This window comes from Bradyrhizobium sp. Tv2a-2 (assembly GCF_000472425.1).
Taxonomy (GTDB): domain Bacteria; phylum Pseudomonadota; class Alphaproteobacteria; order Rhizobiales; family Xanthobacteraceae; genus Bradyrhizobium.
In genome coordinates, this window is sequence record NZ_AXAI01000037.1 from 34,677 (window position 1) to 44,960 (window position 10,284).

General features: G+C 60.6%; 12 protein-coding genes and 2 pseudogenes. 1 reads left to right on the plus strand and 13 read right to left on the minus strand.

Annotated features, from left to right (window positions below; translation table 11 throughout):
* Positions 1-3 precede the first annotated feature (3 nt).
* The 7 genes and pseudogenes from A3AI_RS0138535 to A3AI_RS49670 form a co-directional block, all read right to left on the minus strand.
* Positions 4-1,731, minus strand: coding sequence for a relaxase/mobilization nuclease domain-containing protein (locus tag A3AI_RS0138535; protein WP_024520615.1), 1,728 nt, complete (start codon positions 1,729-1,731; stop codon positions 4-6).
* A 268-nt stretch (positions 1,732-1,999) separates the two neighbouring features.
* Entirely contained in the window at positions 2,000-2,680 is a 681-nt protein-coding gene (locus tag A3AI_RS0138540) for a lytic transglycosylase domain-containing protein (RefSeq protein ID WP_024520616.1), read from the minus strand.
* 183 nt (positions 2,681-2,863) lie between these two features.
* Positions 2,864-3,373: a S26 family signal peptidase gene (locus A3AI_RS0138550; RefSeq protein ID WP_024520617.1), complete on the minus strand. Its 510-nt coding sequence runs from the start codon at positions 3,371-3,373 to the stop codon at positions 2,864-2,866.
* Positions 3,370-3,834 carry a DUF2840 domain-containing protein gene (locus A3AI_RS0138555; protein WP_024520618.1) on the minus strand — a complete coding sequence of 155 codons (465 nt, stop codon included), beginning with the start codon at positions 3,832-3,834 and terminating at the stop codon, positions 3,370-3,372. The genes A3AI_RS0138550 and A3AI_RS0138555 overlap by 4 nt, the downstream gene beginning before the upstream one ends.
* A gap of 159 nt (positions 3,835-3,993) precedes the next feature.
* Positions 3,994-4,272 (minus strand): helix-turn-helix transcriptional regulator, encoded by a 279-nt coding sequence (locus tag A3AI_RS0138560; RefSeq protein WP_024520619.1) that lies wholly within the window; start codon positions 4,270-4,272, stop codon positions 3,994-3,996.
* 123 nt (positions 4,273-4,395) lie between these two features.
* The gene (locus tag A3AI_RS0138565) at positions 4,396-4,917 is read right to left on the minus strand and encodes a DUF2285 domain-containing protein (protein ID WP_024520620.1); all 522 of its coding nucleotides are present in this window, start codon (positions 4,915-4,917) and stop codon (positions 4,396-4,398) included.
* A 105-nt stretch (positions 4,918-5,022) separates the two neighbouring features.
* A pseudogene (locus tag A3AI_RS49670) lies at positions 5,023-5,198 on the minus strand (IS256 family transposase); the annotation flags it as partial.
* 102 nt (positions 5,199-5,300) lie between these two features.
* Here A3AI_RS49670 and A3AI_RS44440 point away from each other — a divergent pair.
* Positions 5,301-5,762, plus strand: a pseudogene (locus A3AI_RS44440) (LysR family substrate-binding domain-containing protein); the annotation flags it as partial.
* A 28-nt stretch (positions 5,763-5,790) separates the two neighbouring features.
* Here A3AI_RS44440 and A3AI_RS44445 read toward each other — a convergent pair.
* The 6 genes from A3AI_RS44445 to A3AI_RS0138600 form a co-directional block, all read right to left on the minus strand.
* On the minus strand, positions 5,791-5,988 hold the full coding sequence (locus tag A3AI_RS44445) for a DUF2274 domain-containing protein (RefSeq protein ID WP_502685789.1): 198 nt from the start codon (positions 5,986-5,988) through the stop codon (positions 5,791-5,793).
* Between the two features lie 221 nt (positions 5,989-6,209).
* Entirely contained in the window at positions 6,210-7,136 is a 927-nt protein-coding gene (gene trbB, locus A3AI_RS0138580; RefSeq protein ID WP_051382727.1) for a P-type conjugative transfer ATPase TrbB, read from the minus strand.
* Between the two features lie 1,381 nt (positions 7,137-8,517).
* On the minus strand, positions 8,518-8,796 hold the full coding sequence (locus tag A3AI_RS0138590; RefSeq protein ID WP_024520619.1) for a helix-turn-helix transcriptional regulator: 279 nt from the start codon (positions 8,794-8,796) through the stop codon (positions 8,518-8,520).
* 125 nt (positions 8,797-8,921) lie between these two features.
* Positions 8,922-9,443: a DUF2285 domain-containing protein gene (locus A3AI_RS44450; RefSeq protein WP_156928136.1), complete on the minus strand. Its 522-nt coding sequence runs from the start codon at positions 9,441-9,443 to the stop codon at positions 8,922-8,924.
* 58 nt (positions 9,444-9,501) lie between these two features.
* Positions 9,502-9,693: a transcriptional regulator domain-containing protein gene (locus A3AI_RS49675; RefSeq protein WP_084801189.1), complete on the minus strand. Its 192-nt coding sequence runs from the start codon at positions 9,691-9,693 to the stop codon at positions 9,502-9,504.
* A gap of 157 nt (positions 9,694-9,850) precedes the next feature.
* Positions 9,851-10,129, minus strand: coding sequence for a hypothetical protein (locus A3AI_RS0138600; RefSeq protein ID WP_024520624.1), 279 nt, complete (start codon positions 10,127-10,129; stop codon positions 9,851-9,853).
* Positions 10,130-10,284 lie beyond the last annotated feature (155 nt).

Consider the following 10,284-nt stretch of genomic DNA (forward strand, 5'->3'; position numbering starts at 1 on the left):
AGGTCAAAGCGAGAGGTCACGCTTTCGTCGAAAGCTCCAGTCGACGCTGCCCGGACCGGAAATGCCGTCTACCTGTCTACCTAACTCACGCTCCAGCGACGGTGTCCACGGCACGAGCTGAAAGGCTAGGCCATTGTCAATCATGGCAAAGCGGCCAGATGCGAGCGACAGTCTTCGACGGTAGATACCTGCAACGGGCTCCCCTGTTTCAGCAGGCAAATGGGCCAGCCCTGTCTCCGAGGCCAAACGCCGGGCTACCGTATCGAGCTCTCGGCTGCGCAACGTAACTATCAGGTTGCGTCCGATTGTGACCTTATCTCCGTCCCGACGAGCAAGCCCCTGCTCCGACAGCATATCGACTCGCCGATCGAGCGCGGCCCGCACTTCGGCGCCGAAGCCGCCGCGCGCGAGATCGAGGGGTTCACGAGCAACCAGGTGCCGATCGAGCCAGGTTGCCCCATCCGCACTTACTTGCTGATCGAGATTAAGGTCCGAGCGAACTGCGAGCGCAACTCGCCGCCGGCCTCTTGCATCCTCGAAACGCCGAAGCTCTACAATGCCACCGATGGGGCCGTCGCCGGCTGCATGAATGTCAGGAAGCTTGATGTGATGCACACGCCCGTCAATCCCATCGAGAACTGCGAACGCGGAGCCTCTAAGCTCATCGTCGAAGCCGCGTGCAATGAGGCGGCCGATCACAGGTTCGCCATGGCGTTCGCCTTCCAGCGCCCAGGATGACAGCGCGCGAGATGCGCCATCCTTTGCGAGCGTCTTGTGCAGCCGCTTAATGATGTCCCCACGCTCACCAAGGGCGCGCAAGCGCTGCTCTAAATCAGCGGCGAGAGCCCAAAGCCCAGGGCCGGCAGGCTCAGCGAGTCCCAACCGCTCAAGCGTTCGCATCCGGCCAATTCGGAGCTCACGCAACGGGTCGATCCTTCCGTCACGTTCCGGCCGCAGATCAATGATCCCCTCCTCTTTTCCCGCTTCCCGGAAAAGCGCCCTATCAAGCCGTGTCCAGCGTTCGGCCGTAACCTCCGCATCAAGAGCACGCAGCACCTCAATCTCCGATCTGGGGCCAAGCTCGCGCGTGACTAGATCACCCGCACGAGCGCGCAGGCCTTTTCCGATATAATCGCGGCTGATGATAAGGTCTGAACCGTCGTCGGCGCGCCCGCGCACCAGGATGTGAATATGTGGATGCTCGGTATTCCAGTGATCGATCGCGACCCAGTCGAGGCGTGTCCTGAGGTCGTGTGAGGCCTGATCCATCAACTCGCGGGTATAGCCGCGTAAGCTTTCGAGGTCGCCCGCATCATCCGGCGAGACGATGAACCGGAAATGATGCCGATCGTCCTCGCAACGTTCTATGAACGCTCGGCCGTCTGCATCATCTCGGGCAGCATCGAATAGTTTCCCAGACGACCCGTCGCGGGTTACGCCTTCTCGCTGCAAGTAGCCGATATGAGCGCGTAGGCCGCCCGGCGAACGCATTCGTCGCACAACACGCGCTTTAACCATGGCGCTGCGGCTACGGTTTTGCAGGAGCCGAGTGGCAGCAAGGCTCGCCGCCCGCCCGCGACCGAACTTTCCGCCAGCACGACTTGCGCCCCGGGACAGACCGCCGGCCTTCTGCGCAGCTTGGAGCGCCTGCGCCAGGAACGGCTTTGTCCGTGGCCCGCGTGTCGAGCGAATTTGGCCTGGACGAACGCGCAGATCGTCTTCGCGGTTCATGGAAACCGCCGCAGGGTGTCGAAAGCTGTATCAGAACAACCACTTGGCGAAAGTGAGAAGTTGTGCTGGATCTCCGCAATGTTCCGAGAATGCTTGAATTTGCTCACAATCAGCAACCGACCGACGAGCCGCACCTTGCGGCTTTTATCCTGCCCTCGCCCTCGTCGGTTGCTCTTCCGCCGGGCCCAACTTCTCAATTTTCCGGGTTCAATGACTCGCGTCAGGTTGGCACGAAATGCACTTCCGATCATTGCGATGAACCCTCGTTTCACGGGCGGACGAACAGGCCGACCGGCGGCGGTCCCAGTGTTGAAGAACCTGCTGCAAACTGAGCGGTGGAATGGGACGCCCGCTGCGCTTCAGCTGCAGATCGAGCGTCAATCGACATGATGCCGGCACGTTCAACAAAGAGGGGGGCCTGCCGCCAAGCAGCGGCGCCTCCAACGCGGCGAGCGTCGGGCTCGTGCTTATCGGAGACCAGCAACCCTGTGACCGCAGCGACGTAGGCGACTGTTTCGGGCGGGAGGGGTCGACCTGTTGCCAGGTGCTGTTCATAGCGCAATGGTCCCGCATGATATGCCGCAAGGAAGCCGGCCGATCCGAAGCGATCGAGCAACTCTTTAAGGTACGCGGTGCCCGCGAAAATGTTGTCGTGCAGATCCAATGGATCCAGACCGAGTCCATAACGGTCGCTGAGTTCGACCCAGGTCCCTGGCAGGATTTGCATCAGTCCCATTGCGCGATGAGCTGATGTCGCGTTCTGGTTCCCTCCGCTCTCGATCTGCATGACGGCGCGTATGCAGCGCGCGGGAACGCCGAAGTGATCCGACGCTTCAGCGATGAACGCTGCGACTCGATCAGCTTGTTCAGCATGGGATACGTTCTGCGTGCACATTGCCCTTTCGAAGCAGGATACCGCCGCGATTGAGAACCCGATGGCGGTGAACATCGCAAGGATGCGTACGATTGCGCGAAGCGAATTCAAGCGAGCGCGAGACCACCCCACGTAGATGACTTCGCCTTCGCAAGTCGGATGGCGGCCAAATGGGCTTCAGAATTCGCCGGGAAGGAAGGATTGAAAGCCGGCCGGAGTGACGCCGAGCGGATGTGGGAGCGCGAGCGGATTGCATGATCACTCCTCGTCCGTCCACACCGGGACTGCCCGGCCGATCACTGAGGAGACGGGCAGCGGCCCGAAGTAGCGACTATCGAGGGAATCGGCCGACTGCCAGTTCATGACAAAGATCTCGCCTTCACCAATGATCCGGCATCCTTGCCAGCTTGGCAGCGGGCGGTTGCGGCCGTCGCGCTCACGGGCCCGTCCGAACTCGAGATCATCCACTGTGATGTCGAGTCCAATCCGGCAAACGGTTTGCCCTGGCAGGGCCAGAACACGCTTGAGCATTGGAACGCCGGTGGACAGGTAGCCATTCAGGTCAAGGAATGCGGCGAGCGGATCAGGCGGCTTCACGGCGACAAGCTCAGTGATGGTCAACTTTCCTGCTGGTTGCACGCGATAGAGCCCGATCGGAACGCTATTGGATGCGTTCCAGATGTAGCGCGGTGACGTTGGCCCGATTGTGGACAGTAGAAGAGAGGTCGCCGCAATAGTCGCGAGAAGCACTGTATATCGGCCGTTCATGAGGCTACCCTCCGACGGTGAAGCCAGGCCCGGTGGCGCGAGCGGGTGTACGTTCGTGGGTTCTCGTTGACCGAGAGACGGTTGTGAACGTGGTGCCAATAATCAGGAGCTACATCGGCCGGTTTGATGGCAAGCGCCTCCACTTGATCGATCAGTTGCAGAACGCGCTCGACCTTTGGCCAGCCGAACAATCGCAACAGGCTTTCGCCACCTGGGGTGACCCAGGGGACAGTCGAGTATCCGTGCCCCGGCACATGCGCGCGCAAGATATCGATGCGAGACAGCACGGTTCCAAAGTCATTTGACGTCCAACGGACGAACGCGAACATGCTGCCGGGCGCGAACGATACAACGCGCCGGTGGGGATCAATGACCTTCTGCGATGCGGGCTCGCCGAACCGAATTCGGTTCTCGATCCTCCTCTCGAGCCATAAGAGCTCGACTGTTGTGAGGTCGTTCATGTTGTTCCTCCGTCGGGTTGAAGAGGTTTGCAGAGGGGACCAGCGGCCGCGGCATCGCCGACGCTTCGAGCGGAGAGCCTTGGCGAGTACAGAACGGTGATGGTGGTTGCGCTCTGAGTGGCGGCGCCGGCCACCGCTGGATTTGTCATCTGACACGAGTCAGCGCCGTTCCTTACCCGCATAGGGAATGGGTGCGTGTCGTTTGGCGGGCAGAACCGTGCCGACGCCGGGATCCCGGGTCGACGTCTTGGCGCCGCGGTCGACCCATGCTTTCAGATCTTCGAGCGCATAAACGACGCGGCCGCCCAGCTTGCGATAGGTCGGGCCCGTACCGTAGGTGCGATGTTTTTCGAGCGTCCGTCCGGACAGCCCGAGAAAGCGGGCAGCTTCAGGTGTGCGCAGGTATCGCTGCAGCGCGCCAGCGTTGAGGTCAGGCATTTTCGGGGCTCCATGGCCGTGTGGAGCGCGAGCGAGTTTGATCGCGTGTCGACGGACACCATGGCGGAGGACAAACCCTTAGGGGGATGCCGAAGATGCCGGGACGACTTTCGGCACCCCAGCCTATTTCTTGCGCGATGGTGGACGGAGCAATGCACGATAGCCGTCGCTTATCAGCGCCAAGCCATCCTGAACCAGGCGAATGATAAGACTGCGCAGTTCGTGAGTCTTCCAGGAGCGCTCGGCAATCCGCTTTCGGTCAAACAGCACCTCGGCGATTTCGCGATAGGAGGCGCCGTCCACATGCCCGTCGAACGCACGCAGCGCCAAGGCCAAGCGCTGGCGCCGCTGTGCCGACAGTTGATAAAAAGAGGGTCCTGGCGGGCGGCCGTTGATGACGCGCCACAGGCGGTGTGCGGCGTGGGCGCGGATCTCATAGTCAGAATCGAGCGGCAATTCCGCGGAATAGAAGGCACTGAGCTCGGGCGCCTGTTTCAGCCAGAGGTGATATTGCACCCCTTCGATGCGCAAGACGACATGCCACCCGTCAGGTGCTTGTCTGATGCTTCCCGATGAAAGCTCGGCAAGGGGCAGCGTCGCCCGAGCAACCCGCGCTGCAGAGGCGCTGACAACGATCGGCACCACCGTGGGCAGGGCCTCGGGCGCCCAGAAGATCGTCTGTTCGTAAAAGGACCCCTGCGGGTCATGAGCGAAAGCAGAGGCCCCATCTCCTGCGAAATTCGGAGGTTNAGCCGGGCCCGGCCGTCGGGCAGTGTCAGCTCGGACGTGCTGGCCAGAAACGTGTCGACCTCGATCTCGACCGCCCTGGCGAGCAGGTCGCGCGCCCCGGCGCGGAGGATATCGGTCAGTGGATCGTCAACCGCGGAGGGCTGACGAAAAGCAAAAACGTTGGTAGTCTCGGTCATGGCGTATCGCTCTCCTTGAGGTTCTGGCAGGCTCGACACCCGCCTCGATACGCCGCCTCTCTCAACCCGTCATCACCCAGTTTCGGCCATAGCTCCATCTTCATCACCACAGGCAGCGTCCCATCATTCGACAGTGAAATTATGCTTTTGTGGAGCGAGCGCGTCCTTGTTGCCTTACCTCAGAATCACCCCCTGTCCGAACGTCAGACTGTCTACTGGACCGACCTGCGTGGAGAGAGCGTGCTGCTAAGCCATTACGATCCCGGGAGGGAGTTGGAGGATCTTTTGGTTTCAAAGCTCGCCGCACCTGAAGATCGTCCCGAAATCAAGCATCACGACGTCAGCCGAGGTATTATCAAGAGCCTGGTCAGTATGAAAGCCGGGATCAGTCTTGTCCTCGAATCGGATATCGGCGCCAATTTCGCTGGATTGGTCTACCGGGAGCTGCGGGATGGCACCGGTCCAAGCCGGCTTGACTATTCCGCCTATTGGCGATCTGAGAACGCGAGCCCAGCGTTGAAAGCCTTCCTTAAGATGCTCTCGGAGCGCTACCCGTCACCCTGACTCCTAGGATGACGCGCTCGGCGAGCCTTTAAAAGCTCCGATCTGTCGTCATAAACGGCGCCAACATGGGTGCAATGAGTTTGGCTGGATCCTTGATCGGCTGACCGATCTCGCGGGCGACAATTTCGGCATAGACGACAAGGTCGTGATGGACGCTAGCTGGCAATTCATGCATCGGCTTGTCGTCCTCGATTGCCTTGAGTTTGAGCTTAAGAATCGTCGTCACTCCTCTATAGGTATTCCGCGTCGGGCGGCGAGGGATCGGTCTCTGCGCGAATCGGAGGGACCGGCGGCCTTGGCGGAAGCCGAGATTGGGTCGAAACGGCTGCTTCGCTGAGTGAGTCCCCTGCCCGACGCCCTAACGCGAGGATGGAAGATGAAAGCAGCCCACGGCGAAATACTCGGCGAGCAGCACGCTACAATCACCGTGCCCCGCGGACGGATAGGTTATGAGCTTTGATTGATCTGCAATGCTGTCAGGCTGTAGTCGCCGGATGCTCCAAGCCCAACCACACAAACGAGTTCAGTGAGGCGCCGCTCGGCGCCGCGGCCCGTAAGAACGGCGATCACGTTGATCGTTTCGGCAATTAGCACGCGTGGTACAGTGATGACGGTTTCCTGGATCAACTGCTCGAGCCGCCATAGCGCGCCAAGCGCGCTGCCGGCGTGGATGGTGCCGACACCTCCGGGATGGCCTGTACCCCACGCCTTGAGCAAATCGAGAGCTTCGGCCCCGCGCACTTCCCCAATCGGAATACGATCGGGCCGCAGGCGGAGCGACGAGCGGACGAGATCGGAGAGCGAAACGACGCGGTCTTTTGTGCGCAATGATACGAGGTTCGGGGCTTGGCACTGAAGCTCCCGCGTGTCTTCGATAAGAACGACGCGATCGTTGGTCTTCGCGACCTCCGCGAGAAGCGCGTTGGTCAGCGTCGTCTTGCCCGTCGAGGTGCCGCCCGCGACCAAGATGTTCTTGCGCGAGTTGACAGCCTCTCTTAATGCGCAGGCTTGGCTTGACGTCATGATCCGAGCCGCGACATAGTCATCAAGGCTGAATACAGCAACCGCCGGCTTTCGGATCGCGAAGGCTGGCGCGGTAACTACTGGAGGCAATAGGCCTTCGAAGCGTTCTCCCGTTTCTGGTAGTTCGGCTGAGATTCGCGGCGAGGCGGGATGAACCTCGGCGCCCACATAGTGCGCGACCAGGCGGACAATTCGTTCCCCATCAGCGGGGGACAAGGTTTCGCCGGTATCTGCAAGACCAGTCGAAAGCCGGTCGATCCACAGTCGGCCATCGGGATTGAGCATCACCTCGACGATGGACGGATCCTCCAGAAAGCCTGCGACGGCAGTTCCCAGCGCGGTGCGCAGCATGCGTGCGCCGCGCAACGCCGTCTCCGAATCAAATGAATGGATTGCCACGATCACCCCCCTTCCTTTCCGAGGCACCTTCGGCGCGCTCACAGAGGCGATCAGAAAAGCCATGAACGCAATTACCGCAATACGGAGGCGATATCGTTCGTAGTCTGGCGTAGAAACAGAAACGGAACGAGTGCCGTTGCGATGACCTCCAAACTGGCAGCACGGCAAAGGACCCAGCGACAGCTCACCCTCAAGTCGGCATCTTCGTTCCCCTCTGGTGGAGCACCCCTGCAGCGGGGTGGCTGCTATTACCTTGTTGCGAGCGGCTTCAAACGTTCCTCGGGTTCACTCAACATTCGGCGTGCTGGCGGTTGGGGCCGCCAGCGCAGAGTTACTGTGTCGAGGCCTATTCTCGGCACCGGGGCTCGGCTCAATTTTTTCGGGAATGTTCGGTAACAAGTTTCGGCAGATCTGCGTCTTAGGCTAGTACCAAATATCGTCTATTGGGCGACATATCGAAAAAGGAGGGTGTGCCCCCAGAGGAAGAAATTGGATCGTCGTCAGCCTCTATATAGGCCATAGTCGCGCTGAGATTCCTATTCGGGTAAAGCGTGATGAAGCCTCACCCGCAACCGTATCACAAACAAGATGACCTCAGGCGTCTCGACCATTGCACGTTCGCATACGCCGCCTCATGGCGCAGCTATATCGCCTTCACCACTTGAGGGCTCTTGGGCGTGGTGGAAGACACCTTCTCACGGTCATGGGTGTGCTTGCCACAACTCACTTTGGTACGAAACGTACATATCCATTCTGCATGCTCGATTGTGACTAGTCAGGAAGCGCGCAACTGCTCCCTACCCTGATCCCGAGCGGGGCGTGCTACGCCGCCTCCAGCGATTTCGATGTCTGCGCGGTGGTATCCCCTCCACTCTTAATCTGCATGATAGAGCATATCCAGCGCGCAAGGACGCCGAAGTGATCAGACCCTTCGGCGGTGAGCGCAGCGAACCGATCGGCTGGTTCAACATGCGACAGAGTCTGCGCGCATCTCGCGGCTTCAATGAAGGATAGCTCAGCGATTGAGGGTAAGAAGAACGTGACGGCCGGAAGAAAGCGGGCGATTTCCCACACCGTATCCAAGCGAACACGCGACCACGAGGGTGCGCGAAGATACCCCCGCTTGCGCAGGCCAAATTGCGGCCAAACGGGCTTCGGATTTAGCCGGGAAGCAAGGATTGCGAGCGCGCCAGAGCGGCGTCGACCGGTTGATAGAGCGCGAGCGCTTGCATGAATACTCCTCGTCCATCAACGCCCCGACTGCCCGGCCGATCACTTGGTTGCGCTCTGAGTGGCGGCGCCAGCCACCGCTGGATTTGTCATCCGACATGAGTCAGCGCCGTTCCTTACCCGCATAGGGAATGGGCGCGTGTCGTTTGGCGGGCAGGACCGTGCCGACGCCGGGATCCCGGGTCGACGTCTTGGCGCCGCGGTCGACCCACGCTTTCAGATCCTCGAGCGCATAAACGACGCGGCCGCCCAGCTTGCGATAGGTCGGGCCCGTACCGTAGGTGCGATGTTTTTCGAGCGTCCGTCCGGACAGGCCGAGAAAGCGGGCAGCTTCAGGTGTGCGCAGATATCGCTGCAGCGCGCCGGCGTTGAGGTCAGGCATTCTGGGAGGCTCCGTGGCCGTGTGGAGCGCGAGCGAGTTTGATCGCGCGTCGACGGACACCATGGCGGAGGACAAACGCTTAGGGGGATGCCGAAGATGCCGGGACGACTTTCGGCACCCCCGGCCTATTTCTTGCGCGAGGGTGGACGGAGCAATGCACGATAGCCGTCGCTTATCAGCGCCAAGCCATCCTGAACCAGGCGGATGATCAGACTGCGCAGCTCGTGAGTCTTCCAGGAGCGCTCGGCAATCCGCTTTCGGCCAAACAGCACCTCGGCGATTTCGCGATAGGAGGCGCCGTCCATGTGCCCGTCGAGCGCACGCAGCGCCAAGGCCAGTCGTTGGCGCCGCTGTGCCGATAGTTGATAAAAAGAGGGTCCTGGCGGGCGGCCGTTGATGGCGCGCCACAAGCGATGTGCGGCGTGGGCGCGGATCTCATAATCCGAATCGAGCGGCAATTCGGCGGAATAGAAGGCACCAAGCTCGGGCGCCTGTTTCAGCCAGAGGTGATGTTGCACCCCTTCGATGCGCAAGACGACATGCCACCCGTCAGGTGCTTGTCTGATGCTTCCAGATGAAAGTTCGGCAAGGGGCAGCGTCGCGCGACCCCCCCGCGCTGCCGAGGCGCTCAGAACGATCGGCACCACCGTCGGCAAGGCCTCGGGCGCCCAGAAGATCGTCTGTTCGTAAAAGGACCCCTGCGGGTCATGAGCGAAAGCAGAGGCCCCATCTCCTGCGAAATTCGGAGGTTACGTGGCCGCCCGCCGTTCGAGCCTGGTGNTANGAGCTTCGATAGACGGCACTCCGCCGGATCGANTCCCAAGCGAAATCTGGCCTCTCGCCCGCTTTGGCGGCGTGTGCATACGCCTCCGGCGAGCGCCAGTCGAACTCAGACATTGCTCCAACTCCNCGCCAAGCGATTGCTGCGCNAGGTCTATGAAGGCNGGGGTCGCAAAGGAAGACAGNAATTACGCATCGCGTGATGCNNGCACGCGATCACTTCTGGTTAGACAGAAATNTNTTCTCNANGGCCGATTTNAGATGGCAAATNTTCCTAGTTTCCGGGGCCGCCNCGAAGCAAGTNGCGGAAGCCGTGGTCGGCCAACCATTTTGCACGAACCAGATGTGTATCGAACGCCTTGCGGGCCCGCGCAGGTTCGCGATCCGGATCAATATGCAGGACGATCCGCGCAACTTCTTNCCAGTCGGCGCCTTCGGCATCGGCNTCCAGAAGCCGCCAATAGGTGACCAGATGCTCTTCGTCATAGGACGTCAGCGACGGATCNGCGGGGGCCTGGTCGGCCACATCCGGGTCAAGCGGTGGTTTTTGCATGAAAGTCCCGCAACTCATGACGACAAACGTTACGATATGCGCGGTTGTCGCTGGCCNNAAGCCGACCTTTAGCCGCAGCCCCGGCTCCGGCCAGAAACCGCAGAATACATACTATAGGAGATAAACCTCCTATTATGTAAGACGCAACTTGCGCA

Excerpts from the sequence above, each read along its gene's own strand:
- A3AI_RS0138535 (WP_024520615.1), bottom strand. The coding sequence starts at position 1,731 with ATGAACCGCGAAGACGATCTGCGCGTTCGTCCAGGCCAAATTCGCTCG.
- A3AI_RS0138540 (WP_024520616.1), bottom strand. The coding sequence starts at position 2,680 with ATGTTCACCGCCATCGGGTTCTCAATCGCGGCGGTATCCTGCTTCGAA.
- A3AI_RS0138550 (WP_024520617.1), bottom strand. The coding sequence starts at position 3,373 with ATGAACGGCCGATATACAGTGCTTCTCGCGACTATTGCGGCGACCTCT.
- A3AI_RS0138555 (WP_024520618.1), bottom strand. The coding sequence starts at position 3,834 with ATGAACGACCTCACAACAGTCGAGCTCTTATGGCTCGAGAGGAGGATC.
- A3AI_RS0138560 (WP_024520619.1), bottom strand. The coding sequence starts at position 4,272 with ATGCCTGACCTCAACGCTGGCGCGCTGCAGCGATACCTGCGCACACCT.
- trbB (WP_051382727.1), bottom strand. The coding sequence starts at position 7,136 with ATGCTGCGCACCGCGCTGGGAACTGCCGTCGCAGGCTTTCTGGAGGAT.
- A3AI_RS0138590 (WP_024520619.1), bottom strand. The coding sequence starts at position 8,796 with ATGCCTGACCTCAACGCCGGCGCGCTGCAGCGATATCTGCGCACACCT.